The following is a 24,635-nucleotide window of genomic DNA, read 5'->3' on the forward strand; positions in this document are numbered from 1 at the left end:
AAGTTGCTAATATAAAAGATAGGAGTCTGGTAACCAAGAGTAAGCACTGCGATGGAAAAAGACGAAGAACAAGAAGAGCAGCACCGCAATTTCTTTAGGCTGAGATATAACGAGCCTGAGATGCCTTCTTTCTTGTGGGATGGAGAAACCTTTGCTGTGAGTGAGATTTCAGAGCAGGGGATTCGCATTGAGGTCAAAAAAGATACTCAGATTGTTGATGGAGAGGTGATTGCGGGCATCATTCAATTTGAGGATGGTGGAGAGATAGAGATTCAGGGGAAACCACTGAGAAGGGAGGAGGATGAATTGGTCATCAAACTCCATCATGGGGTCGAACTTAAAATCATGAACAAAGAACAGATTCGAATAAGAAAAAAATATAGCCGCGACTGAACCTGATCTGGGTTCAGCTCTCGAATTTCCTCCGCTTTATCATTTGAAACCATATGCCTTTCCTTCTTAAAAAAGGGAGAAAGGCAATGGAATGCTTGCCTTAAACTACGACAGTAAAGCGTTGTATAAATCAACTCGACATAAGTTTGTTCTTAAAGGGTTTGGTATGGCTGATATGGCAAGAAATGCAAAATGCGCCTTGGTGTCTTGTTCTCTGTTTTTGACCAGTTTTGCGCCTTCATCACTCGCGCTGGAATTGACTCAGGCACAAAAAGAAGAATTCGTGAACAGCACAGTGATGATGCTCGAAGCAGGCGGAATTCTGGGTTCTATTGCTAAATGCTCGGGTAAATCTGAGGGTGAACTAAAACAAGGGTACGAAGAAGTACTGTTCCAGTGCTACGACGAGATTAAGAGCTTTGACGACATCTCTGTCTGCCTGACGGAAAAAGTACCCAAGATGACGGGACTCACCGCGGAGCAACTGGATAAGTGCGTGCCGGACGATATGTGATTTGATCAAAAAGGGGGCATGACGCCCCCTTAACTTTTTCTAAGGCAAAGCTTTACTAGAAAGCCAATCTGCCCAAGGCCAACAGCCCCTAGTGTTGCGGCAAATCCGGTTTGGGTTTCACCTTCACCAGACTTTCGATAATGCTGACCGCCAAGCCCAGCCAAATCAGACCAAAGCTCACCGTTTTCACGCTATCAAACGTCTCCCCAAATACTGCGACAGCCAGAACAAACTGCAATGAAGGCTCAATGTACTGCATAAAGCCAATCATCGACATTTGTACATACTTCACCGCTTCTGAGAAGAAGAACAGCGGCAACAAAGTCACTGGCGCCGCGCCAAGGTAAAGCAGCAGAGTAGAGATATCACCGGATATAGCCACGCTGGTGCCTGAGCCCATCTTGTACGCCATATAGGTTGCCGCAATCGGCAGAAGCACAATGGTTTCCACCAACAGGCTTGAAATCGCATCGTACTTCACATGACGCTTGCACCAGCCATACAACGCAAAACCCACCGCCATCAGCAAAGCAGCAACAGGCAGTTCACCGTATTGCCTGATTTGATAGCTCAAGCCCAAGGTGCCGAAAACCACAGCGGCTTTCTGCCCCAAAGAGAGCTTTTCATTAAACGCCACCACACCCAGTGCAATCACCAGAAGCGGGTTAATGAAATAGCCAAGGCTCGCATCCAACACGCGATCGTTGGTCATCGCCCATGTAAAGGCACTCCAAGAGACACACATCATCACAGAGGCGATACCCGCAAAGAGAAACGAGCGCTTGTCGGCAATCAGCGCTGCCCAGTTTGGCGACTTGGTTTTGCGCAGTTGAAGTACCAGAAGCAAAAACGGCAACGACGCGAGAATACGAAGTGCCAACAGCTCATCCATGGCTGCGCTGGGTAAAAATTGGTAATAGAGCGGCATTGCGCCCCACAACAGGAAGGCAACAGCCGCCATCACGTTACCAAAACGTGTTGGACTCATAGATAAACACCTGGATGAAAAGTGGTCAGAGGATGCGCGATTGTATAGCGAGATCGGGATTTGTAAAGTGACTAAGGTGAAAGAATGATACGCTAGGCTGTGGATTTATCTGGACGTATAGAAATGGTGAATTTTTGGATGTTTTCGATGGTTGAAAGGTTAGGTTTCTATGGGGATTTTTCGAAATATTTTAACATTCAAAGTTTAGTGTTTTTCTCGGATATTTTGGCTATTTGAAGCGCTTAGTCGGTAGCTTCTAATTGCTTGATGGCCGTTGAGCTAGATTCCGTAGTCAATCCTGCTCTTGAACCCTTCCCCTTTTCAAGGGGAAGGTTAGGATAGGGGGCTACTGATATGAAGGGTGATGCGCAGTCATGGCAAAATCCAAAGTTGGAACTGATCAATATCCGATATTACTTTTCGAAGACCGTTACGTTATGGCTTTGCAACGACTCTTTTGTGTTTTAAGAGCCAGGTGCTAAAGAATATATCAAAAACAAGGATAAATGCTGATATCACAACTGCATATATATGTATTGGTCTAAGAGTAAGAATATCAAGGTTAATGATATATTTAGATGCTAAAAATCCCAGACATAAAGTCACTGCCATTAATATGGAAAGAGCTATATAGTCAGGGAAGGCCTTGAAATTAAAGTATATTCTCTCTTTACACCCAGAGCAGGATATCTTATTGGGGAGACCAGCTTTTAAAATGTCAATCATGGTGATTTTTTGATTGCAATTAAAGCAAATTCTATCACCACAATTGTCATCTTCACTTTTAGGTTGGTATAGATTATTTTGAAACTTTGATCTTAAATTATGTATGTTGGTATTCCAATCATTTGTTAACGGTGTAATAACGTCAGAGGCTTCGAAAAAATAGAGATCGTTCTTTTCGCAGTATGTCAAAGCAAGTAAAAGTGCTTCATAAGCATCATCACCCATCTCCTGCTTCATCGCAGGCTCTTGGCTGATGAGCCATTGTTTAGCCTTGCTCACATTTTTGATAACACCACTGGCGCTGTAATTGTCTATGAACATTTGACAATTTTCCGTGTCAAATTTTGCTAGTGGAGAGCCTTCTAAAGATGAAAAACATTCAAAAAATGATTCGGTTTGTTTTTTTAATCCATCTTCTTGGATGAGAGAGAAACAAGCATTTCTTGAATAAAAATATAGATTTAGATGTCCAGAGATACAAGCTATTACATAGGAGAAAGAAGAATTAAAGTTCTCTGATGTGATCTTATGACCTTCTGATATTTCACCGTTTTTATACCAAGGGATAATTGTGGATTTAAAAGTTTCCTTGATGATTTCTCTTTCTTCAAGGTCTGAGGTGAGTTCATTTACACGACTATTGATTAATGTTTCATCATTAAGTAAATCGAAAAAGTAGTAATTCAATTGATATTTAGAAATACTATGGAATGTAACATCATATGACATTGATACTCTCCTAAGAAATAAATATATTGGTGAATTTACTTTTTGAAGAATATTTATCAACGGAGAGTTTTTGTATTGACGAGTGAAGTCACGGAATCTTTATGATAATTAATATACCCATGATCATTGAAGGTGTTTGACATTCAGCAGTATGAGGTTTCAACTTGCTGATAATGCAGAAGCTATCGCTGTTGCAATACAATGGGGCCAAACCGTTTGTTGTTGATGAGACCACAGTTGTTATACACGACAGTTGGGCGAGTTCTATCGGCTACTTTGGGTTTGGGCTCGCTAAATAGCTGCTCCTAATAGTGCTACATCTTTGTTAGTCGTATGAAATACAAGGCCTTACGGCAATGTGGTTCAAAGCAAGTTGTAGCGTCATCTGTCAGCTAAAAGCGACGCTATCTCTGCAAAGTGACTATCAGAAGCAGAGATCTATAATTAGGAATAGTTATTTAGAACCCACATTCTGCCTCAAACGTTATTCGCTCATGTGTATACGGATGATCAAACGACAACTGCTCAGCATGCAGGTGGAGGCGTGTATCCGGTTCTCCATAAAGTACATCGCCGACCATAGGCATATATAGTCCCTTCGAATGGGCGCAATGGACGCGGAGTTGGTGGGTGCGGCCGGTTTTGGGGTGCATGTAGAGTTTGCTGCGGCCGTTTTTCACTTCAATCAACTGCCAATAAGTGGTCGCGGGTTTGCCGTGTTCAAAGCACACCAACTGGCGAGGCCTGTCGTCTGGGTCGCCGCGCATGGGTAAGTTGATTTCACCTTGTTCTTGCTCAATCACACCTTCCACCATGGCGATATAGCGCTTTTCCACGCCTCGGGTGATGAACTGTTTTTGCAGGCTTTTGTTCGCGCGACGGGTGAGGGCGAATACCAACAACCCAGACGTCGCCTGATCCAGTCGATGAAGCACAAAAGGCCCTTCTAAATCAGGGAACATTTCAATCACGCGGGTGTAGGCAGAATCTTTAATTGTTTTACCCGGTACTGAGAGCATGCCAGAAGGTTTGTTGACCACAACAATGGCTTCGTCCTGATAAACCACTTCCAGCGTTTTATCTTCTGCCCAGTTTTGTTCAAGTGGGTTTGGGTCAACCGTTAAGCCTTCGAGCATATGACCAAGAATGGGATGACACTTTCCGTGGCAAGACGGGTAGAACTTTTTGTGCTGACGCACTTCGGATTTTGGTGACACGCCCCACCAAAATTCTGTCATTGCCAACGGTGTGTAACCGTGCTTGTAGGCGAAGTGCAAGAGTTTCGGCGCAGCACATTCACCCGCGCCGGCTGGTGGTGTTGGGTTGGCAGTGGGCGCAAAGATCGATTTGAGGGACTTCTCTTCACCAAGCGCATTGAGGAAACGGTATTGCTCAAACAGCTTGTTCTGAAGGGCATTCGAGAGCGTTTTACGTTGCTGTTTCGCGTGCTCGATATCTGTGTTTAATGCACTGAGCTGTGATTCGATAGCATGGATCTTTTCGTCCCACGCTATTTTCAGGTATTTAAGCGTGTTCTTCTCTGCCACACTTTGCTTTGCCAGATCGTCCAAGGCAGCTTCCAAGGCTTCACCCGTTAAGGTTTCTTCCGCCAGTTTTCGTTCTTGTTTTCGGGTGGCGCGAGCTTCAATCATGCGCTGGCGTTGTTGCTGTTCTTCTGCCTCGTATTCGGTCTGCATTTGCGCAAGTTGAGTACCCAACTGGTCTAACAAAGGATTGGCAGAAAGTGTGGAGACTTGAGTGTTTAGAGCAGTGATCGCTTCCAGCTCTGTTCTGAAGAAACACTCCTCCGCCAGCATATCGAACACAGGTGGAACGAAGTGAGGCAGTATGTTCTGGTCAGCAATTTTTCCTGAGAAGGCACTGAAGTAGCCAAGTTCGCCCTGTGGTGATCGTACTAGTAGTACACCAAACATTTTACCTGTGCCTTCGGTAGACTCATCAAGTCTTGGAGCCAGAGCCTCGTCTAAACCGAAATCATGTTGCCAATTTGTCTGACTTGCGAGGTGTTGTTGCAGTTCATCTGCCGCCAGTACACAAAGCGGATGTGGCTGATAGTAAAAGGGAAAGGTAAATGCACCTGGCAGATCGAACTGTTCGGTATCGCCTTGAAAGCGGGTGAACAATTCTTCAGGGGCAAACAGCATTTCTCGGTGCATGGTTATCGTCTATCAGCATCTCAGTTTGGGGCGGTGATTCTACCTGTTTAGGTGAGAAAAACCACTTTACTGAATTTAAGCTATTCACGGGTGTGACAGTGTAACTAGAGGCGATGCATTGAATTGATACCGGAACACGCAAAGTCTGCGATCAAAGAAAAAATTGGGCGTACTGAACCACCTACGTCAGAGCAACTTGTCGGGCTTTATGTTGAATTGCGGTTATCTACTACTCCAGGCAATAGATCTTCCCTACCAATTAACGCATGAAAAAAGTATGGGTAATTGGTAACACCATGAGTAGAGATGAGTGACTTTTGGTTGCATTGTTAATTATGTCGTATTGAAAATTATGGTGGTTTTTTGATGGCCGAAATTATTAAAAAACCAATAATAACAATATGATAATAACGAAAAGTTGTTGAGGAATTGAAATGTAAAGCATTTGTTTGGTCAATATCTAAATAAATATCGATAGGAAAATTCTATTGAATCGATGGAAAAAAGGTATTTTTCTCTGGGTCAACCTGCGGGCTATGGTTTTTGTGAAACATAAGGTCTACTCACAAACCGTAGGAACATTTCTGGAAGGATACAATTATGAGCAAGAAATTGACTACCATCGCTGGCTGCCCTGTCGCCCATAACCAAAATGTGATGACTGCAGGTCCCAGAGGTCCCCAACTGTTGCAAGACGTTTGGTTTCTGGAAAAATTGGCGCACTTTGATCGCGAAGTGATTCCAGAGCGACGTATGCATGCAAAAGGCTCTGGCGCATATGGCACCTTTACGGTGACACATGACATCACCAAATATACCCGTGCAAAGATTTTTTCCGACATAGGAAAGAAAACGGATTTGTTTGCTCGCTTCACCACGGTCGCAGGTGAGCGTGGAGCGGCGGATGCTGAGCGCGATATTCGAGGGTTTGCCCTAAAGTTTTACACGGAGGAAGGTAACTGGGATCTAGTGGGTAACAACACACCGGTATTCTTCTTACGAGATCCTTTGAAATTTCCTGATCTCAACCACGCAGTGAAGCGAGACCCTCGCACAAATATGCGCAGCTCTGCAAATAACTGGGACTTCTGGACATCGCTGCCTGAAGCTTTTCACCAAGTAACGATTGTGATGAGTGACCGTGGTATTCCCGCTTCTTACCGCCATATGCACGGTTTTGGTAGTCATACGTTTAGCTTCATTAATACGGATAATGAGCGTTACTGGGTGAAGTTCCATTTTAAAACACAACAAGGGATCAAAAATCTTACTGATGAGGAAGCAGAGCAGTTAATAGGTAAAGATCGTGAGAGCCACCAGCGTGATCTCTACGAGGCAATCGAGCGTCAAGATTTTCCCAAATGGACAATGTACGTTCAAATCATGCCTGAGCTTGAGGCAGATGAGGTTAACTTTAACCCATTTGATCTTACGAAAACCTGGTCTCAAAAAGACTATCCATTGATCGAAGTTGGCGAGTTTGAGCTGAACCGAAACCCTGAGAATTTTCATGCAGAAGTTGAGCAGTCTGCTTTCAACCCTGCGGCTGTTGTTCCTGGAATTGGTTTTTCGCCGGATAAAATGCTGCAAGGACGTCTCTTTTCTTATGGCGATGCTCAGCGTTACCGTCTTGGGGTGAACCACCACCAAATCCCAGTTAATGCGCCGCGCTGCCCAGTTCATAGTTACCACCGTGATGGTGCAATGCGCGTTGATGGAAACTTTGGGTCAGCAATCGGTTATGAGCCAAATCATCAGCAGGAATGGGCTGAGCAGCCTGATTACTCAGAGCCGCCGCTTCGTATTAGCGGAGACGCACACCATTACGACCATCGAGTAGATGAAGATTACTTTAGCCAAGCAGGTGATCTGTTCCGTCTTATGACTACAGAGCAACGTCAAGTGCTCATTGACAATACCGTTAGAGCTTTAGATGGTGTACCTGACTTCATTATCGACCGTCATATTAAGCACGCTTATAAGGCTGATGAGGCTTATGGCAGGGGCCTTGAAGTTGCGTTGGGACGTAAATCGTAAATAAAAAAGAGGTACCTCTGGTACCTCCTAATTTTCTAATAAATGGTGTATCGGATGTATTGAAACGGGAAGTGGTTTCAGCCTTTGTTTAGCTTGGTAAGTTGCCTATCTGCTCGCCCATGTCCATCAGCCTGCTTAATATCCTTTCACCGTCAGCGCGTAGCCCATTGTGCTCATATTCATTGGTGATCCAAGCGCGGCTGTTTGGAATGCCTTTCAGGGTTTCGCGTGAGTAATCCATTTCGACATACATGTCATCTGCATAAACAGCGCAGGTGACAGGTACCGTGTTTTCAGCGAGTTTTTCGACATCGTAAAGTGCAGGCCAGTCTGATTTTTTCGCCAGTGCTTCTGCCGCCTGTTTGAGCGGTAACAAGTTTTGCATTTGGTCGAACATCCATGGATAAACCATTTCTCCGGTAAACAGGAAAGGTTTACCCGGTTCGTAATTAAACTCTGCGTATTCCGTATTGCGAACGCGGTGTGCAGACCAAACTGATGCTTCGCCCTGATTGTAAATCGGCTCATGCAAGAAAGCGTAAATCGGATTGGTCTGGTAGCCTTGTTCCGTCAGCATGGCCTGCAGGAAACTGACACTCAGCGCTTTGCCTTGCACGGTTTCAGTAAAGGCTTCTTCCAAGAGGTAGTACATCGGCAGATTGGCACCGCTTCGGCCTAAATTGATGCCAATTTGTTGGAACTGTTCAACGGTAAAGGTTTGGCCGTTTGGCAGCTTCACATCGCGAGTTCGCAAGAACTCAGCAATTTCTGCGCAACGTCTTTGTGCAGATGGAAACTGGTCAAAGAAGGCTTTATTTTTGTCTAACACACGTTGATACGTGGCTCGGTAAACATCATCAGCATGACGGGTAAGAGAAGGCACACCGCCTGTAATGTAAACGCGATGTAGACTTTGCGGATAAAAAGAAAGGTAAGTCAGCGAGCAGAAACCACCAAAGCTTTGACCCAGAATTGACCATTTCTCCGCCCCCAAGGCTTCACGAATGGCTTCAGCATCACGAACGATGTTGTCTGCGCGGAACTGGCTGATGTATTCCACTTGTTTCGCGTCGTCCATATGACTCAACGTCTGGTGAGTCAAGGGTGAACTCATGCCTGTGCCGCGCTGGTCCAGCAGTAACACACGGTGATCTTGCAGGGCACGTTTCAGCCAGCCACTTTTTGAATCAGGACGTGGAGACGGAAATCCTGGACCGCCCTGAAAGTAAACCAGCCAAGGCAGATTGGCGTCTGCTTTGGATAATTCCACCACCTCACGGGCAAACACGGTGATGCGAGTGCCATCTTTCTCGCTGTAGTTGAGCGGCAGGTCGAATTGGTGTTGACGAAAAAGCACGCCACTGTCGGTAAAGGATTCTTGCATAACCTGTTTTCCTTGTCGTGAAGGGGAGAAGCAGCTGTCAGGAGACAGTTGAGACAGCGCTGGTGGAGTTATCAGCACTCAATTCGGACGCCAGAATGAGTTTAGCTAAGGTATCGCGAGATTTGCTTTTACTTGCGTCACTAAATTTAATGCCGAGTTGAATACCCTCGCCATTGCTGGTGACGTTCATGACTGTTCCTTCAAATTCCATGGGGTGATCAAACAGCGCATTGATGACAAATCCAATGGTTTCACCTTCATCAATGAACTGGTTGCTGGACATGCGAATGGCACAACCGCTCAGCGAAAAGTCAGACAGCTTAGCCAAGGCTTTACGTCCATCAATAATGAGATGAACAATACGCGAAACAGCATATCTGGCGTCAGAACGCATGCGATGGATACTGACTTGAGGAGGCAGTGCTATCGCGATCATTTTCTCTGGGCGGTGCAATACGCTGAGAATATGGGATTTGAGCGCAAATATCTCGCCGTAACGTGATGAGGTTAACCCCCGGACAACCGCTTGCATGCCTGATGTGTCAGTCAGCAGCTTCGCGAGCTCAGGATCAGTAGGCGTTTCAAGTAGGATGTATCTTTTTTCGCGATATCCGATAAGGCGTGAAGCGCCACCAAACGCTTTGATCTTGTCTTTGTACCTAAGCTCGAAAGTCAAAGGCGTTCCAACAGGCAGCGTTGGCAGGAATTCTGAAGGTGTAAGAATATCAGTGGTGTTCATGTTTCAAATCGGGCAGTTGATGCGTGTCGCTTATTTGGATGTACCTAAGCCATCTTCTTCTTGATGTTGCGACACATATTGTACTGCCACGATGGTGAGGGGTAATGACTGTTTAGTCAATAGATTGAAGGGCGCCACAAAAATTCAATTTATTTGATGACAATCATTACGTTAGATTGATTTTTGGTTGCGTAATGAGAGTGCTTCTTGGTCACCTTTCATCGTCTGATGGTTTTGTGTCTGCAATTGCGCATACACCATTCTGGCAAGGCTCACATTTTGAACGGCCAGTGAAGAGGAAAGAGATTTTGTAGCGGTTTCTGGCAAAGAAAAGATAGGCTTTATCTGCAAACCAGCGAATAACTGGCAATCGGAGTAAACCAATCCAGCGCTTTTTCCCAACGAGAGACCAGGCTTTGTGAGTGACATCTAGCCCTAGCAGCAAAGTACCATCGCTCAATTTTCCATGCAGAATGTTGCTGGCTTCTGTTGGGTCGATATCGGGAAAGAGGGCTTTGAAATCCGGTGCGAGTATATCCTCAAACTTCAGATTTTCCGCGTGGTTAAGCGCCCGCAACTGGTTCATTTCAGCCACGCAAAGTGGGCAGCTACCGTCGTAAAAAAGGGTGAAGGTCATCGGAGTACTCTTATTTGTCTAATGTACTTTACAGTACGGCCTTGATTTCAAATCGGATCGCCATAATATCATCGTAAGAAGGGTAGAAAAAAAGAGCAAAAGAACAAAGGAGAAAAGGAATGGAGTTCTATCAAGCGTTTTTAACGTTAACTTTGGTGCACTTGTTAGGTGCTGCCTCACCAGGCCCAGATTTTGTGATGGTATCGCAGCAGTCTCTCGTCCACGGCCGTCGTGCCGGCCTCCTTGTTAGTCTTGGTATTGCTCTGGGTCTTGCTGTTCACATTATTTATTCCTCCATTGGCCTTGCGACCGTGATCAGTGAATCTTCAATGGTGCTGACGGTGATGAAATATCTGGCCGCAGCGTATTTGATTTATCTTGGCTGGAAAGGCATTCGTAGCAAAGCCGCAGTGGGTGATGACGACCAAAGCGTGAATGTGAAGCCACGCTCTGCATCCAAGCTGATTTCGATGGGATTTGTGTGTAACGCGTTGAACCCGAAAGCACCGCTTTATTTCCTTTCAGTGTTCACTCTGGTGCTGTCGCCAAAAATGCCAGTGATTGAATTATTCCTGTTGGGTGTATGGATGATGTTCATCCAACTGGTATGGTTTGGTTCAGTGGCGTTGGTGCTTTCCAAGCCGTCCGTGCAAGCAAAGTTCAAGCGCATCGGCCACTGGGTTGATCGTGTACTTGGCTCAGTGATGTTGGCATTTGGTCTAAAGTTGTTGTTTACCAGCACAAAGTAATCGTTACAAAGCAAAATGAAAAACGCCCTGCATTAAGCAGGGCGTTTACTTTTCTAACTGAGGAACTGCAATCAGTAAGGCGCTGTACCACGGATTGGGTAGTTGTTATCTGGGTTACGAATCCATGCCAGACCATTCACCAGCGTTTCTAAATCAGGGCGAACGAATGGGTTATTGGAAATATCGACGACTTGCACTGTGCCTTGCTCGTTAATGACAAACAGTCCTGGCTCTGCGAAGTTGTGGTCAGTTTCCTGTTCTGAACGCGGAAGAGAAACCCAAAGACCCAGCTCTTTCATTTGCGCTTCAGACAAGCCGTATGCAAGCGGGAAGGACACTTCTAAGCGCGTCATGTGCTCTTCAAGTTGAGCGCTGCTGTCGCCAGATGCAGCAACGATATCGATGCCAATATCCGCCAGTTTCTCTTTGTAATCTTCAAGATGGTTCAGGTAGCGCGTACACATCGGACAGTGACGACCACGGTAAATCACCACCATCTGCCAGGTTGCTCCCTCGCGCGGTTTGCCAAGTGTCTGCTCGCCGCCTTCAAGATCCTTCAACGTTATTGATGGGAATTCACTTCCCGCTGCCAGTTTGTTTGTGTATGCCATTTTCTAGCCTCCCAGTTGTGATTCCAAATGCGCTTTGAAGCGGATCTTGTCGTTTTCTGTGTTCGGATTTTTCATCACGTCAAAACATGCGAAAGTGTCCAACGCTTCCATGCCGAAGAAGCGGAAATTAAGGTGTATTGGCAGAAACATGTCATCAATCCCTTTGCCCCGCAGCAGCCATTGACTCTCATCATCAAACGCTTCTTTGGGGGCGTTGTAAGTGAGAGAAAGCATGTACTTTTTCCCTCTGAGGGTTCCGCCAGTGCCGTATTGATCGTCGGTATCGCGATGGCGGCCGTCGCCAGCGCAGAGTTCACCGCCCATACCCGCAGTGTAGACTTCGTCCATGTACTTTTTCATTTTCCATGACACGCCCATCCAATTGACCGGGGATTGGAGGATAACAACGTCAGCCCACTGGTGGTTTTCGATTTCTTCGTTCACCTCATAGTCTTCGCATGAAGACAATCTTACGCTGTAACCTTGTGCTGTTAGTGTCTTAGAAGCCACATCTACCATGGCTTTGTTCAAGTTACCTTCAGAGAACGGATAGTAGTGGTGACCGTTGATAACCAGAATGTTCATTACTACTTCTTTCCATATATTTTTGTGTTGGTTTTACATACTTTGCTAACCTAGGTTACCACTGTCAACCAGTATACTTTTAGTAACCATTTAGTGAGAAATTGCTAAATTGAGAAAATATCAGTGAGATTCAGAAGGTAAGATAGGGCTGTAATTTATGAGGTGCGGCTGATCTTTGGTGATGATTATTGCAATAACAACACTTAGCCAAAGGTCAACAGACCCTAACAACTAGACTAGACGCAGTGGGCCACACATTGATCCGCCTTTGCGACTTTTAATGTGTTAACTCAGTCAGTCACTAAGGAAAGCTATGGCAGACAATAAAAACAAGGTTCTGGTGCTGTTTGCGCATCCTTCGCAAAGGCGATCAGAAGTGAACGCTCCGCTCTATAAAGTGGCGCAATCCGTAGAAGGGGTAACCACAGTTGACCTCTATGGTGAATATCCCGATTACCACATCAACATTGATCTGGAACAAAAGCGTCTGCTTGAGCACGATGTGGTGATTTTCCAGTTTCCCCTCTATTGGTATTCAACACCATCCATTTTGAAAGAATGGCAAGATTTGGTGTTGGAATATGGCTTTGCCTATGGGTCGAAAGGTACGGCACTACGCGGAAAGCAGTTCTTGTGTGCCATCACTGCCGGTGGCATGGAAGAAGCCTATAAAGCGGACGGCTTTAACCACTTCAAAATCCGTCAATTACTCGCTCCCATGGAGCAAATGGCTTGTCTGACGGGTATGAATTATCTTGCCCCTTACGCACTGTTTGGTTCCAGAACCGCAGCGGAAGATGGCAAGGTTGGGCGACACACTTCAAGCTATGAACGGCTTCTAAAGGCACTTGTGAATGGGGCCGTTGACCTTGAAAAAGCAGCGATGAGCGAAAAAATCACCGCTACCAATATCGAACATGTGCTCAAGGAAGGTGAGTCATGACAGTGATTTTTCTTCAGGCTTTTATTTACCTGATTGCGGCTGTTGTTGCGGTACCAATTGCTAAAAAGTTGGGTTTGGGCTCTGTACTGGGTTATCTGATCGCCGGTGTGGTGATTGGCCCTGTGATTGGTCTGGTGGGTGATGAAACTACCACCATTCAGCACTTTGCAGAGTTCGGCGTCGTGATGATGTTGTTTTTGGTTGGCCTTGAGCTTGAGCCAAAAATGCTATGGTCAATGCGCAATAAGTTACTCGGACTGGGTGGCTTACAAGTCGGCCTGACAGCAGCCATCGTTATGGGTATTGCGTTGGTATTGAATCAGGTATGGAGCGTCGCGCTGGCGATTGGCCTGATATTCGCACTGTCGTCCACCGCCATTGTACTGCAAACCTTTAATGAAAAACGTCTGACCAAAACTGAAGGCGGGCGAAGCGCATTCTCAGTATTGCTGTTCCAAGATATTGCCGTTATCCCTATGTTGGCGTTTATCCCGCTTCTGGCTTTGCCCGAATTGGTAGAACAGGCGCAATCTGCCGCAGCGGCGGCGGATCACCACGAAGAAATGAGTCTGGTGGCAGGTCTTCCAGGTTGGGCGTTGGGCCTCGTAATCACGGGTGCGATTGCGGGTGTGGTTGTCGGCGGGCATTTCCTTAGTCGTCCACTGTTCCGCTTTGTGGCAAGCTCTGGTCTCCGCGAAATCTTCACCGCGACCGCATTGATGCTGGTGATTGGTATCGCTGCGCTGATGAGTTTGATTGGACTTTCTCCAGCGCTGGGGACTTTCCTTGCGGGTGTGGTTCTGGCGAACAGCGAATTCCGCCACGAGTTGGAATCTAACATTGAGCCGTTTAAAGGCCTGTTACTTGGTTTGTTCTTTATCACAGTCGGCGCGGGCATTAACTTCGGCATTCTGTTTGATGATTTTTTTGTCATCATCGGTTTGACTGCGGGTTTGATGCTATTGAAAGCAGCAATTCTGTTTATTCTGTCGCTGGTTTTCCGTATCAAAGGAACGGCGCGTTGGTTGTTTACGTTGAGTTTGGCGCAAGCGGGTGAGTTTGGTTTTGTGCTACTGAGTTTCTCGATGCAGAACAATGTTCTGCCAATAGACGTTGCCCAGTTGCTGTCTTTGGTGGTCGCGATTTCGATGTTCCTGACACCAGGTCTATTCATTCTTTATGACAAGGTGATTCTGCCGCGCTTTGAGAAAAGTGCGAACGATCGGGAAGCAGACGAAATAGACGAGCGGGGTAGTGTGATCATTGCGGGAGTGGGTCGCTTCGGTCAGATTGTGAACCGACTCCTCACAGCAAATGGCGTGAAAACCGTCGTACTCGATTACGAAGCGGCGCAAATTGAAAATCTTCGTCAAATCAATATTAAGAGCTACTTCGGTGATGCTACACGTCCTGAACATCTTCATACGGCCGGTATCGAAGAAGCAGCGATACTTGTGGTTTCGATGGATAATCAGGAAACCACAACCGAATTGGTTGAGTACGTAAAGAAAACGTACCCTAACGTCAAGGTACTTGCCCGTGCTTTTGACCGTGGTCATGCTTATATGCTGCGCCATGCGGGAGCCGATTACGTGATCAAAGAAACGTTTCTTTCCGCATTGGAGCTGGGTGCGGAAGCACTCCGTTCATTGGGCGAACACCCGTTCGTGGTTGAACAGCACAAGGCCACATTTAGACGCGTCGAGAACGAAAGTTCGCAGAAGCTGTTTGAAACGTGGAAAGGCGGTGATGACAGTAAGAGCTACGATACCCATTACCAGCATCTTTTTATTCAACTTGAAGAAGCCATTCGTGAAGCGATGAACGAAGACAGAATGGACCGTCACAGCATGACAGAGCGTGAGTGGACACCACCGCCAAAAGATTACCTCGACGACTTCAACGATGACGCTGAAGACAAATCCGAGGAAAAGCCAGCCTGATGCTACTGGTCCCGTTTCGCGATGAGAATGCGCCACAGCTTTGCGATTGGATAAGAAGTGGCCGGGATAACTTCCTATGGGGAGGCCCGGCTTTCGAATATCCTTTGCAGGTCGAGAAAGTTCGCGAACACATCGCAAAAAAGGAGGTCACTCCTTATCTGGTGATGCACGATGGCATTGCTGTTGGCTATATCGATATTTACCGGGTTTCGACGTCGGAATTCCGCTTATGTCGGGTGTTGATTGCTGAAACATCGGCACGTGGTCAGGGACTGGGGAAACAATTGGTTTCACTGGCGCTTGATGTGGTGAGCGAAGATCCAAAAATCCGCACTGCGTCGCTGGCCGTCTTCGCGCACAACGAGGCGGCGGTTCGCTGTTACACCTCATTAGGTTTTGAACTGCTTCCCGATGAAACAAAAGTACGTGAGTTTCAGGGAGAGCACTGGACACTCTACCGGATGACCAAGCAGATTGCTTGACAGCGTAGCGTGGTTAGAAAAGCCAGACATCCTGTATAGGATGTCTGGCTTTTTCTTTCTATTACAGCAGGCTATCTCTTTATCCTATCAGGGTAAATAATCGCCTAAATGGCGACTAAATTGTGATCTTGATTCACTAAATGTAACGATGGGCGAATTTTGATGAAGAAAAAGATTGTGCAATATCAATTTCTGAATACGATGCGCGCCATTCCACAGTCAACGGCAAACTGCCTGAAAAGGTAGGACGCAAAGCTTCCGGTCTAAGAGTGATTTGAACGTCACTTACGATAGCGGGGCCGCCATTTTCGACAGCCTGTATTCACGGCAGAAAATGTTCCGATGCGAAAGTTTGTCCGTGCTTGGTTAACCAAACAAAAATAGCCATTAGGAAGCACACAAATGCTCAAACTTAAAACCACTCTTCTGCCAGTCGTAGCAGCACTTTTTAGTGCTAGTGTTATGTCCCACGGTTACATCAGTGCCAAAGACGGTGGCATTGCCGCTGGCCGCGCTGCCCTTTGTAAATACAGCACCCCAACAGGGGAACAAAACTCTGCTTGCGGTCAGGTTCAATGGGAGCCTCAGAGTGTTGAAGGCCCAGAAGGCTTTCCCGAGTTCGGCCCTGAAGATGGCAAAATCGCCAGCGCTGGATTGATTCAATTTTCTCCGCTTGATGAACAAACGGCATCGCGCTGGGTAAAACAGCCAATCAAAGCGGGTATGAACGACTTCGAGTGGACCTTTACGGCTAACCATGTTACTCGCAACTGGAAATACTACATCACTAAAGCAGATTGGAATCCGAACCTGCCGCTGGCGCGCAGCACCTTCGATCTGAATCCTTTCTGTGTAGTGGAAGGCAACATGCAGAAACCACCGAAAACCATGCTGCACAGCTGTGATGTGCCAGAGCGTGAGGGCTATCATGTTGTTCTTGCAGTATGGGATGTGGGTGATACCGCTGCGGCGTTCTACAACGTTATTGACGTACAATTTGATGGTGACACGCCAGTACTCCCAGAATGGACGCAAGGCGGTCAAATCAACCCGGGCATCAATCTGGCGAAAGGTGATGCAGTATTTACCCGCGTGTTTGATTCAGAAGGCGAACGCCCTGAGCTGTCTACCCGTGTTGAAATCGATAGCGAAAAGGCTGGTGAAGCGAATACCTGGTCTTACAATCTGGCAACTAAAATCAACCAGACCAATGAAAACGTCCAAGCAGGTCAGCGCGATGCCAATGGTGCATTTAACCCGGTATTTGGCGCAAACCCAATCTATCTGAAATCAGCCAGCGGTTTGACCCGCGTAGAAGTGGGCTACGAGATTGAATCACCTGAGCCGGAATACACAGTAACCATTGATGGTGTGGCGCAGGAGTATGTGATTCGTGATGGCAAAGTGGCGCTGGATCTGGCTGTAACTGCTTCTGGCGATCTGACCGTTGAAATGACAGTTTATAACCATGCTCAGGAAGCACTGGCTTACGAAAAACTGTCTCTGGCTGATGGCACATCGACCGCTGTTGATATGGTGCTGGAAAACGCTAAAGACGGTCACCATATGCTGGTATCCCGTGCGAAGGATGCGGAAGGCAATCTGGTCGACCAACAAATGTTTGACTTCTTCCTGCTGGAGCAAGGCGAGCAATGTGGCACAGACCCAGAAGCCGTTAATCACCCAGCTTGGTCAAATGCGACGACATATACTGGTGGTGAGAAAGTCAGCTTCAATGGCTTGGTATGGGAAGCGAAATACTGGGTTCAGGGCGCTACACCGGATTCAAGTGATGCGTGGAAACTGATCAGCCAAATGCCAGTGGCATGGACATCAGGTAAAGCATATATAGCGGGTGAGCAAGTGATCTTTGAAGGTCGTCTGTACCAGGCGAACTGGTGGGTCAACAACAGCCCAGCCTCTGCGCCAGAAGCGTGGAGTGACAAAGGCGCTTTCAACTGCGAATAAGCGGCATAACAAAAAGAACATAGAAGCAAAAAGAAGCCCGATGTTGGTAAAAGCATCGGGCTTTTTTGTAACTGTCTGAAAATCAGAAGATTACTGGTGGATTTACCTCAATTTCTCTGGTTAACCACTATAAACGACTCAAATTGAAAAGGTGATTTCAGTCGACGCATGCTTTACGTCACATTCTCAATATTGATAAAAAATGCCTAAATAGTGCCCTTCTATTGATAAGAAAAATATTAGTTAGGCGTTTTATTTCGCTATTGAAGGGTGAGACGGGTGTTATGAAAGGAAGCAATCGGGCAGGAAGCCTGTTACTGACAATGCTTGGATGCATGTTCTCGGGCAGTGTGTTTTCCACCACCATGCCAGCGCCAGTTTGGCACAAAATTGAATTGGCAAATGGCGACCAAATTGAAGTGAAATTAAGAGGTAATGAAGCGTTTCATTGGCATGAGGATAGAGCCGGAAATGCCCTTATCTTAAAGGACGACAGTTGGTATTTCGCTGAAATCACTCTTGAGAACGGACATTCGCAGTTAAGTTCGACGGGTGTACGTAAAACCAGCGAAGAGCATGAATTGGAAGTATCTCAATATCGGCCTGAAGCCGTTTCTGTTCATCCTCTTGCTCGTGCAAACCTTTTTGCGAATAAAACAGCACAGTTTTCTCCCTCTCAAGTTGATGTTTCATCCGCGCCATCAATGCGCCGCGAAGCCTCTTTTGCTTCTAATGCTGTGAACCAACCTCTACTTGTGGTCACGGTCTCTTTTAAAGACGTGGTGATGAGAAATGATTTCCAGCCACTGATCTTCGGTAACGACGGAAAACAGAGTGTCACGGATTACTTCCTGAAAAACTCCATGAATAACTACCGCGTTGTGCCTGCCGTCGAATCTCAAGGGCAAGTCAATGATGGCGTGATTTCGGTTTCTTTGGAGCTGGACCACCCTGACTGTCATCGCGGTTCATACTGCAACTTGAAGCTAAACCAAGTTTTCAAAGATGCCTACAGTGTTGTAGACAACCATCTGGATTTCTCTGCGTACGACACGAACAGTGATGGCACTATATCTCCCACTGAGCTATCGGTCATGTTTGTGTTTGCTGGTAACGACATGTCGTATGGTTCACTCTCAGGTGACCCTGCCATTTGGCCTCACAAGTATTCTCACGACGCTATCTCAGTTGATGGTAAGCAAATCAGCAGTTACTGCCTCTTTGCTGACTTCCAAGGTGACCACCAATCCACCATGGGTGTGATCGCGCATGAGTTAGGTCACCTGATGCTGGATTTGCCGGATCTTTATTCTTATGAACATGATGGGTCTATCGGTAGCTGGGGATTAATGGGAGGTGGCTCTTGGGGAACAAAGCCGGGCGACAGATATCCCGGCGAGACGCCAGTCAATATGACGGCATGGAGCAAACACCAAGCTAACTTCCTCACTCCCCGTGAAATTACACCGAGTGACGACTATGTCGAAATAGGTAATCATGAGGCAGCGATTGTTCACCTTGATCCTTATCTGCGAGAGTATGGTTCAAAGCTGTATCTAGAGAATCGCACATACAGTGGCTATGACGAGGCATTGACGGCAGAAGGTCTACTGATGACCAGTGTGAACGTGAATAATGCGTTCAATTACAAAGGCCCAATGCAGGTACAGGTTCTTCAAGCCGATAACAGGAAAGATCTTGAGATTGGCAGACGTTCAGATTCGGGGGATGTCTTCCCCGGCCTGTATGGAATAACGGAAATTGCAGATAACACTGCGCCGTCTTTGCAATCCATTACTGGTCAGCCGAGCAATGTTCACATATCAGGTATCAATGCCAACGCATCCAAAGCAAGTTTCTTTGTTGAACAACCAGAGCCAGGCAACCGCTTTGGCTTGCTGACAACCTTTGAAAGGTCATATGTCGATCCAAATCAGCGACCAAATATGGCGGCATTTGCACTAGAACTTCCGAACGACGCGAGACTTGATGGTGTTCAGTTCCATGTATCGCCAACATCGATCTTTACTGAACATAGTTACAAAGTTTGGCGTCTTCCTTACAGTGCGCCAGTGTTTGGCAATCTTAGTATAGACACCTCCTATGCAGACCTCATTCACCAGGGACAAACAGAGGACGGGGGACGGATTCTGTTTGATACTCCATGGGTATTGAGTGCCGGAAAACATTTGCTGGTTGTCGAGGTCGAAAGCACAGCGATGTTTGAGGCAAACTATCTGTTTTCTCAGCCTGTCGTGGCAGAAAATCGTCGTGTCGAAAGGGTATGGCTGGGTGACGAGTCGCAAGCATCCACGACGGGTCTCACCATGCGAAACTATTACACGACGCCTTTCGCTGCGCTTTTCGACCCGGATGTGTCTGCAGGCGTTTTCGCATCAGACGATAGCTTAACCGTACAGCAAGACGGCTCTGTATCACTCAATCTACGTAAGAATGATTTTCATAAACTGGGCCAATCATACTCGCTGGAGATTGTAGAAGCGCCTCAACATGGAAAAATTGAAGGTGAACAATATGTTCCAAATACAGGGTTTGTAGGAATGGATAGCTTTTCATACCGTCTCGTTGAAGAAGGTAGCGGATTGCAGTCTAACGTTGCGAACGTCACGGTGGAAATTTCACCATCCAACCATGCACCTGCTGTTTCAATTGTTCCAGACTACAATGCGTTTAAACCAGGGTACGGAGTGACGCTTGTGGCCAACGCAACAGATGCTGATGGCGACTCGCTTTCCTATCAATGGGCGATAGATAGCAAAGTCTCGGTTAGGCAGAGTCTGGACTCTAAATCTATCTGGTTTGTTATTCCTGATTCAGTGGTAGCGGATGATATCTTGGAGTTTTCTGTTGAAGTCACCGATGCTCGTGGTGCAGCCACTGCGCAAGCATTAAGTATGACCGTTGAAAACAGTGAACCTGTCGCAAGGGATGATTTTGCTACCCAAGAATTGGGTACCACAGTGTATTACGATGTTAGGGCGAACGACGAAGACCATGATGGCGACCGTTTCCATATCTCTGCCGCCGATTTTAGTGGGTTCGTGGTGCTGTCTGATGATTTGGTCGAGATAGAAGACGGGCAGATCAAATTTACTGCGCCTAACGTGATGCCAGAATCCAAGGAGCTTTCGATCACTTATCAGATTACAGCCCCTTGGCAGGGACATGTGGATTCCGCAACGCTATACATTTCTCTCACTGGGGAATCAGAGCAGATACCCGACACGGCTCCTGAAAATGGAGACTCAGGGAGCAGTGGTGGTGGAGGCGGTGGTCCGTCGATCTGGTTATTGCTTCTGAGCGCGTTCTATTCAGCGCGTATCATGCAGGGGCGAAAGCTTGGAATTTAAAACGTTATGAATCGAAAAAGCCTGACGTTGTTTATACCGTCAGGCTTTTTTTGTCACCACTCAATATCAATGGGTGTTCCCACTTTCACCAGACTCAAAAACTCATCCATTTCCTCGTTGTCGATGGCAATACAGCCATCCGTCCAGTCCTTGCCCCGTTTGATGCTGGGGTGAGGACCGTTACCATTTTTCTGGCCGTGGATCATGATCTGTCCGCCAGGGCTAAAACCCAGCTTTGCGGCACGTTTGCTGTCAGTTTCGTTGGGGTAGTTAATGCGGATTGAACGGTAGAAGCTGGATTGCTCGTTAATCAGGTCGAGGGAATAGCGGCCTTCCGGAGTGCGCTTGTCTCCTTCGCGCAGTTTGTGGCCTTTCGGGTTTGCTCCGAGAGAAATGCTGTACCAACGGACAATTTTGTTCCCTTGAATCAGGTACATCTTACGAGCAGATTTGTCCACTTTCACCAAATCGATTTTATGCTCGGTTTCCATTCCGTTAGCTGAGAAAACTGCACTGCAAAGCAAAATCAGACTCAGCGTTCTGAACAACGATTTCATGGCATCCCTACAATTTAAGTGTTCCGTTTCATTATTGGTGACAACGCCAGAAAAGTCGCAATAAGAAGCCTGTAGGCCATCAAAAAACAGCATGGCATGTCGAAAATTAGTAAAACAAGGGATGTGAAACAGATGGTGTTTCATAAGTGATATTGAGCCCCATCAGCGGGATGGGGCTCTCAAACTGATGATTACGCTGGGGTCTTATTCGGCGAGGATGTCGATACAGCTATCCCAAGTTTTTTTCGCCACCGCATCGTGGGAAGAAGACCTCTCGTAAACCGCGTCAATTACCTCGTATGGCTTGGTCGCTTTGTGGCTTGCAAATACCATGTAGGCATCAAGCTTGGGCGCGCCAGCTTGTTTGAGATCATAAGCGCCACCGGCGACAAGAGATTTCTGCGCACAAAAGCTGGCGATATTCAATCTTTCCTGTGGAACGTTAGCCACTTTCACGGCGCATTGGTCGAACAGAGCCACTGAGTAATCCCACGCGCTGGTGAAATCTGCAGCGTAAACGTCTTCAACCAGGTTGAGCTTGATTTGCGCGGCAGTGCCGGTAGCAAAGCGATTAATCTGAGACTGCTTGGGTTGTTCTTGTAACTTCTGAGAGGCGGCAAGGTATGCCATGTCTGCAAGTTCAGCACAGTAAGACATTTGAACCGTTTCTTTATTGCTGTAAAGCTGGATGGGTTTAATGGGTTCTGGCTGGTTGGTACAAGCTGAGAGAGTTGAGGTAGTTAAAATCAGAGTTAGCAGAGAACGAGTCGGTGCCATCATACTTCCTTATTGACTGCGTCGATTCGGGACAACAAAACAAGGGGCCAGTATATATAGCTTTATTGGTCCTTTTTGTTTTCAAATTGAGATCTAAACACCGTAATCTCTGGATAAAGCGATATACCCAAACAACCTGAAGATGCTCGCATTCAGAGGTCATCAATGCGTTCAATTCGAGGCAAATTTCGCGAGGAATAGTGGTTCTATTTCCGTGGAATTTAACGAAGAAGTGGGCGCTTTGATGTCCTCCCTTCGGGCGAGTTGACTGACGCCGTGCTCTTTGTTGTTCCTTTTTGATGGAGACGACTACACCTGCAAAGGAACGCCGCGATCACAACGCCAGTCAATCTCGCTGAATCCTGCATCTTCAGGTTATTTGGGTATAATACTAATAGTTGCTTGGTTTTAGAGCGGTTCGTTCATTTTTCGTCCGGTGGCCGTATTTGAAGTGCTCATTGCCTTTGATGCTAGAGAAAAAAGGAGGATAAATAGGCAGACCAAAGTAGGGTTCTTGCATTAGTAGAAGAAAGTTTTCCAACTTTAGTGGTAGAAATGAATGATTGGAGCAATTGAAGTGATTTATTGGTTGTTATAACAAAAAACTCTGATTGGAGGAGAAATTTCGGCTCTCGTATACTCGGGTGGAAGGCGGGTAAAAACCTGCCCACAAACACAATAATAACGCCGTGTAGAGGGCAAACATGATCGATTTCTGGCCATTGATTGGCATTGTAATAATTACGGTGGGGTTGGCACTAAAGCTAAACACCTTGCTTGTTATTTTAGTTGCTGGGGTAGCAACGGGCCTCGTCGCTGACATCGCCTTGATGGATATTCTTTCCACACTCGGCCAGTCCTTCACTCAAAACCGCTATATGTCCCTTTTCATCATTATTCTTCCAATGATCGGCATTCTTGAACGTTATGGTCTTCGCCAGCGAGCCGAACAGCTGATCGGTTCCATGAAAAAAGCGTCTGTCAGCAAAATTCTGATGACTTATCTGCTACTGCGGAAAGTGACAAATGGCATGGGCTTGAGCATCGGTGGTCACCCATCCATGATCCGTCCTCTCATTGCGCCTATGGCGGAAGCGGCAGCAGAGAAAGTTTCACCGAAGCTGCAAGAAGAGAAGCGTCAGGCCATTCGCGCACTCGCCGCTGCCAGTGAAAACTTTGGCAACTTCTTCAGCCAACTGCTGTTTATCGGTACGGGCGGTATCCTGCTGATTAAAGGCGTGATGGCTGACAACAAGTTGGATGTACAGTTAGAAACCATGGCGTTGTGGGCGCTGCCAACGGCTGTTGCTTCTTACATCGTGTTCGTGGTTTTCAGCAAAGTTATGGAAGCCCGTTTGCTGAAAAACTTAGAAAAAGCCGCTGCAACGGCGACTGACGTTAAAAGCGAAGGGTAATTGCCATGCTTGAATATATCTACCAAACCACAGGTTTGCTGTTGCTGGCTTTCTCACTTCAAACCTTTTCGGACAAAGACAATCCCAAACGCGTCGGTACTGGCCTTTTCTGGTTAATTTACGGTGTGACCTTTATCTTCGGTGCGATGATACCGAACTGGGTGACAGGCTTGATGGTACTGGCGTTGACCGCGCTGGCTGCTGGCGAATTTATGGGTGTGGGCAATTACAAAACCACCAACGAAGAAGAGCGTCAGAAAACCGCGTCTGTGCTGAAAAACAAACTCTTTATCCCAGCGGCGATTGTGCCAGTGGGAACCGTTGCTATCAGCCAATTTACCTCGCTGGGCGCGCTGGTGGGCCTGGGTATTGCTTCGATTGCGTCAATCATTGTGGCGCTAGTCATGACGAAGAGTCAGCCGATACACAGTCTGAACGAAGGTCGTCGCCTAATTGACTCTATTGGCTGGGCCGCGATTTTGTCGCAGTTTCTCGCTGCATTGGGTTATCTGTTTAACCAAGCGGGTGTGGGTGATACCGTCGCACAAATCGTAAAAATGATGATCCCGGAAAACATGTTGCTGGTAAATGTGATTGCCTACTGTGCTGGTATGATGATTTTCACTGTGGTGATGGGTAACGCCTTTGCAGCTTTTGCGGTGATCACCACTGGTATCGGTATTCCACTATTGGTGTTGGAAAACGGCGGCAACGCCGCAATTATTGGTGTGCTGGGCATGCTTTCAGGTTATTGCGGTACCCTGATGACACCAATGGCGGCAAACTTCAATATCGTGCCAGCCGCGTTGCTTGAACTGAAAAATAAGCACCACGTTATTCTGATGCAGGTGATCCCAGGGCTGATCATCTTGGCATTCAACATATTTGTTATGTAAAGCTTTGCATTCTG

21 protein-coding genes and 1 riboswitch are annotated in these 24,635 nt (G+C 46.8%); of the genes, 11 read left to right on the forward strand and 10 right to left on the reverse strand.

Going from position 1 to position 24,635, the window contains the following annotated elements; genetic code table 11:
- The first annotated feature begins 51 nt into the window (after window positions 1–51).
- Window positions 52–393, forward strand: a complete 342-nt coding sequence (locus K6Q96_RS18695) for a hypothetical protein (RefSeq protein WP_251881785.1) — start codon at window positions 52–54, stop codon at window positions 391–393.
- A 91-nt stretch (window positions 394–484) separates the two neighbouring features.
- The gene (locus tag K6Q96_RS18700) at window positions 485–907 is read left to right on the forward strand and encodes a hypothetical protein (RefSeq protein ID WP_251881787.1); all 423 of its coding nucleotides are present in this window, start codon (window positions 485–487) and stop codon (window positions 905–907) included.
- Between the two features lie 88 nt (window positions 908–995).
- Here K6Q96_RS18700 and rarD read toward each other — a convergent pair whose 3' ends face one another.
- The 3 genes from rarD to K6Q96_RS18715 form a co-directional block, all read right to left on the reverse strand.
- On the reverse strand, window positions 996–1,895 hold the full coding sequence (gene rarD, locus K6Q96_RS18705; RefSeq protein WP_251881789.1) for an EamA family transporter RarD: 900 nt from the start codon (window positions 1,893–1,895) through the stop codon (window positions 996–998).
- Window positions 1,896–2,330: 435 nt separating this feature from the next.
- Window positions 2,331–3,350: a hypothetical protein gene (locus K6Q96_RS18710; RefSeq protein ID WP_251881791.1), complete on the reverse strand. Its 1,020-nt coding sequence runs from the start codon at window positions 3,348–3,350 to the stop codon at window positions 2,331–2,333.
- Between the two features lie 458 nt (window positions 3,351–3,808).
- Window positions 3,809–5,512 (reverse strand): RluA family pseudouridine synthase, encoded by a 1,704-nt coding sequence (locus tag K6Q96_RS18715; RefSeq protein WP_434802195.1) that lies wholly within the window; start codon window positions 5,510–5,512, stop codon window positions 3,809–3,811.
- 615 nt (window positions 5,513–6,127) lie between these two features.
- Between K6Q96_RS18715 and katE2 the strand changes: the two genes are divergently transcribed.
- Window positions 6,128–7,564 (forward strand): catalase KatE2, encoded by a 1,437-nt coding sequence (gene katE2, locus K6Q96_RS18720; RefSeq protein WP_251881801.1) that lies wholly within the window; start codon window positions 6,128–6,130, stop codon window positions 7,562–7,564.
- Between the two features lie 88 nt (window positions 7,565–7,652).
- Here katE2 and K6Q96_RS18725 read toward each other — a convergent pair whose 3' ends face one another.
- The 3 genes from K6Q96_RS18725 to K6Q96_RS18735 all read right to left on the reverse strand — a co-directional run bounded on the left by K6Q96_RS18725 (window position 7,653) and on the right by K6Q96_RS18735 (window position 10,324).
- The gene (locus K6Q96_RS18725) at window positions 7,653–8,948 is read right to left on the reverse strand and encodes an alpha/beta fold hydrolase (protein ID WP_251881803.1); all 1,296 of its coding nucleotides are present in this window, start codon (window positions 8,946–8,948) and stop codon (window positions 7,653–7,655) included.
- 37 nt (window positions 8,949–8,985) lie between these two features.
- Entirely contained in the window at window positions 8,986–9,687 is a 702-nt protein-coding gene (locus K6Q96_RS18730) for a PilZ domain-containing protein (RefSeq protein ID WP_251881805.1), read from the reverse strand.
- A gap of 211 nt (window positions 9,688–9,898) precedes the next feature.
- Window positions 9,899–10,324 carry a thiol-disulfide oxidoreductase DCC family protein gene (locus K6Q96_RS18735; protein ID WP_251881807.1) on the reverse strand — a complete coding sequence of 142 codons (426 nt, stop codon included), beginning with the start codon at window positions 10,322–10,324 and terminating at the stop codon, window positions 9,899–9,901.
- 119 nt (window positions 10,325–10,443) lie between these two features.
- Here K6Q96_RS18735 and K6Q96_RS18740 point away from each other — a divergent pair, with 119 nt between their 5' ends.
- The gene (locus tag K6Q96_RS18740; protein ID WP_251881809.1) at window positions 10,444–11,073 is read left to right on the forward strand and encodes a LysE family translocator; all 630 of its coding nucleotides are present in this window, start codon (window positions 10,444–10,446) and stop codon (window positions 11,071–11,073) included.
- Between the two features lie 71 nt (window positions 11,074–11,144).
- Here K6Q96_RS18740 and K6Q96_RS18745 read toward each other — a convergent pair whose 3' ends face one another.
- Both K6Q96_RS18745 and K6Q96_RS18750 read right to left on the reverse strand, forming a co-directional pair.
- On the reverse strand, window positions 11,145–11,684 hold the full coding sequence (locus K6Q96_RS18745) for a peroxiredoxin family protein (protein WP_251881811.1): 540 nt from the start codon (window positions 11,682–11,684) through the stop codon (window positions 11,145–11,147).
- A 3-nt stretch (window positions 11,685–11,687) separates the two neighbouring features.
- Window positions 11,688–12,269: an NAD(P)H-dependent oxidoreductase gene (locus K6Q96_RS18750; RefSeq protein ID WP_251881813.1), complete on the reverse strand. Its 582-nt coding sequence runs from the start codon at window positions 12,267–12,269 to the stop codon at window positions 11,688–11,690.
- Between the two features lie 313 nt (window positions 12,270–12,582).
- Between K6Q96_RS18750 and K6Q96_RS18755 the strand changes: the two genes are divergently transcribed.
- The 5 genes from K6Q96_RS18755 to K6Q96_RS18775 all read left to right on the forward strand — a co-directional run bounded on the left by K6Q96_RS18755 (window position 12,583) and on the right by K6Q96_RS18775 (window position 20,976).
- Window positions 12,583–13,212: an NAD(P)H-dependent oxidoreductase gene (locus tag K6Q96_RS18755; RefSeq protein WP_251881815.1), complete on the forward strand. Its 630-nt coding sequence runs from the start codon at window positions 12,583–12,585 to the stop codon at window positions 13,210–13,212.
- Window positions 13,209–15,155, forward strand: a complete 1,947-nt coding sequence (locus tag K6Q96_RS18760; RefSeq protein WP_251881817.1) for a monovalent cation:proton antiporter-2 (CPA2) family protein — start codon at window positions 13,209–13,211, stop codon at window positions 15,153–15,155. The genes K6Q96_RS18755 and K6Q96_RS18760 overlap by 4 nt, the downstream gene beginning before the upstream one ends.
- Entirely contained in the window at window positions 15,155–15,637 is a 483-nt protein-coding gene (locus tag K6Q96_RS18765; RefSeq protein WP_251881819.1) for a GNAT family N-acetyltransferase, read from the forward strand. Before K6Q96_RS18760 ends, K6Q96_RS18765 begins: the two co-directional genes overlap by 1 nt.
- A gap of 214 nt (window positions 15,638–15,851) precedes the next feature.
- Window positions 15,852–15,944, forward strand: a riboswitch (cyclic di-GMP riboswitch).
- Between the two features lie 95 nt (window positions 15,945–16,039).
- Window positions 16,040–17,605 (forward strand): N-acetylglucosamine-binding protein GbpA, encoded by a 1,566-nt coding sequence (gene gbpA / locus K6Q96_RS18770; RefSeq protein ID WP_251881822.1) that lies wholly within the window; start codon window positions 16,040–16,042, stop codon window positions 17,603–17,605.
- Window positions 17,606–17,889: 284 nt separating this feature from the next.
- Window positions 17,890–20,976 carry a M6 family metalloprotease domain-containing protein gene (locus K6Q96_RS18775; protein WP_251881824.1) on the forward strand — a complete coding sequence of 1,029 codons (3,087 nt, stop codon included), beginning with the start codon at window positions 17,890–17,892 and terminating at the stop codon, window positions 20,974–20,976.
- A 53-nt stretch (window positions 20,977–21,029) separates the two neighbouring features.
- Here the strand turns inward: K6Q96_RS18775 and K6Q96_RS18780 are convergent, their stop codons facing one another.
- Window positions 21,030–21,533 (reverse strand): L,D-transpeptidase family protein, encoded by a 504-nt coding sequence (locus tag K6Q96_RS18780; protein WP_434802179.1) that lies wholly within the window; start codon window positions 21,531–21,533, stop codon window positions 21,030–21,032.
- 204 nt (window positions 21,534–21,737) lie between these two features.
- Window positions 21,738–22,310, reverse strand: coding sequence for a hypothetical protein (locus K6Q96_RS18785; RefSeq protein WP_251881826.1), 573 nt, complete (start codon window positions 22,308–22,310; stop codon window positions 21,738–21,740).
- Window positions 22,311–23,014: 704 nt separating this feature from the next.
- Here K6Q96_RS18785 and K6Q96_RS18790 point away from each other — a divergent pair.
- Both K6Q96_RS18790 and K6Q96_RS18795 read left to right on the forward strand, forming a co-directional pair.
- Entirely contained in the window at window positions 23,015–23,725 is a 711-nt protein-coding gene (locus tag K6Q96_RS18790; protein WP_251881828.1) for a DUF969 domain-containing protein, read from the forward strand.
- 5 nt (window positions 23,726–23,730) lie between these two features.
- Window positions 23,731–24,621: a DUF979 domain-containing protein gene (locus K6Q96_RS18795; RefSeq protein WP_251881830.1), complete on the forward strand. Its 891-nt coding sequence runs from the start codon at window positions 23,731–23,733 to the stop codon at window positions 24,619–24,621.
- Window positions 24,622–24,635 lie beyond the last annotated feature (14 nt).

The organism is Grimontia kaedaensis (genome assembly GCF_023746615.1).
Classification (GTDB): domain Bacteria; phylum Pseudomonadota; class Gammaproteobacteria; order Enterobacterales; family Vibrionaceae; genus Enterovibrio; species Enterovibrio kaedaensis.

What these genes read in the sequence shown, in the direction of transcription:
- K6Q96_RS18695 (WP_251881785.1), top strand. Translation starts at nt 52, where the DNA reads ATGGAAAAAGACGAAGAACAAGAAGAGCAGCACCGCAATTTCTTTAGG.
- K6Q96_RS18700 (WP_251881787.1), top strand. Translation starts at nt 485, where the DNA reads ATGCTTGCCTTAAACTACGACAGTAAAGCGTTGTATAAATCAACTCGA.
- rarD (WP_251881789.1), bottom strand. Translation starts at nt 1,895, where the DNA reads ATGAGTCCAACACGTTTTGGTAACGTGATGGCGGCTGTTGCCTTCCTG.
- K6Q96_RS18710 (WP_251881791.1), bottom strand. Translation starts at nt 3,350, where the DNA reads ATGTCATATGATGTTACATTCCATAGTATTTCTAAATATCAATTGAAT.
- katE2 (WP_251881801.1), top strand. Translation starts at nt 6,128, where the DNA reads ATGAGCAAGAAATTGACTACCATCGCTGGCTGCCCTGTCGCCCATAAC.
- K6Q96_RS18725 (WP_251881803.1), bottom strand. Translation starts at nt 8,948, where the DNA reads ATGCAAGAATCCTTTACCGACAGTGGCGTGCTTTTTCGTCAACACCAA.
- K6Q96_RS18730 (WP_251881805.1), bottom strand. Translation starts at nt 9,687, where the DNA reads ATGAACACCACTGATATTCTTACACCTTCAGAATTCCTGCCAACGCTG.
- K6Q96_RS18735 (WP_251881807.1), bottom strand. Translation starts at nt 10,324, where the DNA reads ATGACCTTCACCCTTTTTTACGACGGTAGCTGCCCACTTTGCGTGGCT.
- K6Q96_RS18740 (WP_251881809.1), top strand. Translation starts at nt 10,444, where the DNA reads ATGGAGTTCTATCAAGCGTTTTTAACGTTAACTTTGGTGCACTTGTTA.
- K6Q96_RS18745 (WP_251881811.1), bottom strand. Translation starts at nt 11,684, where the DNA reads ATGGCATACACAAACAAACTGGCAGCGGGAAGTGAATTCCCATCAATA.
- K6Q96_RS18750 (WP_251881813.1), bottom strand. Translation starts at nt 12,269, where the DNA reads ATGAACATTCTGGTTATCAACGGTCACCACTACTATCCGTTCTCTGAA.
- K6Q96_RS18755 (WP_251881815.1), top strand. Translation starts at nt 12,583, where the DNA reads ATGGCAGACAATAAAAACAAGGTTCTGGTGCTGTTTGCGCATCCTTCG.
- K6Q96_RS18760 (WP_251881817.1), top strand. Translation starts at nt 13,209, where the DNA reads ATGACAGTGATTTTTCTTCAGGCTTTTATTTACCTGATTGCGGCTGTT.
- K6Q96_RS18765 (WP_251881819.1), top strand. Translation starts at nt 15,155, where the DNA reads ATGCTACTGGTCCCGTTTCGCGATGAGAATGCGCCACAGCTTTGCGAT.
- gbpA (WP_251881822.1), top strand. Translation starts at nt 16,040, where the DNA reads ATGCTCAAACTTAAAACCACTCTTCTGCCAGTCGTAGCAGCACTTTTT.
- K6Q96_RS18775 (WP_251881824.1), top strand. Translation starts at nt 17,890, where the DNA reads ATGAAAGGAAGCAATCGGGCAGGAAGCCTGTTACTGACAATGCTTGGA.
- K6Q96_RS18780 (WP_434802179.1), bottom strand. Translation starts at nt 21,533, where the DNA reads ATGAAATCGTTGTTCAGAACGCTGAGTCTGATTTTGCTTTGCAGTGCA.
- K6Q96_RS18785 (WP_251881826.1), bottom strand. Translation starts at nt 22,310, where the DNA reads ATGGCACCGACTCGTTCTCTGCTAACTCTGATTTTAACTACCTCAACT.
- K6Q96_RS18790 (WP_251881828.1), top strand. Translation starts at nt 23,015, where the DNA reads ATGATCGATTTCTGGCCATTGATTGGCATTGTAATAATTACGGTGGGG.
- K6Q96_RS18795 (WP_251881830.1), top strand. Translation starts at nt 23,731, where the DNA reads ATGCTTGAATATATCTACCAAACCACAGGTTTGCTGTTGCTGGCTTTC.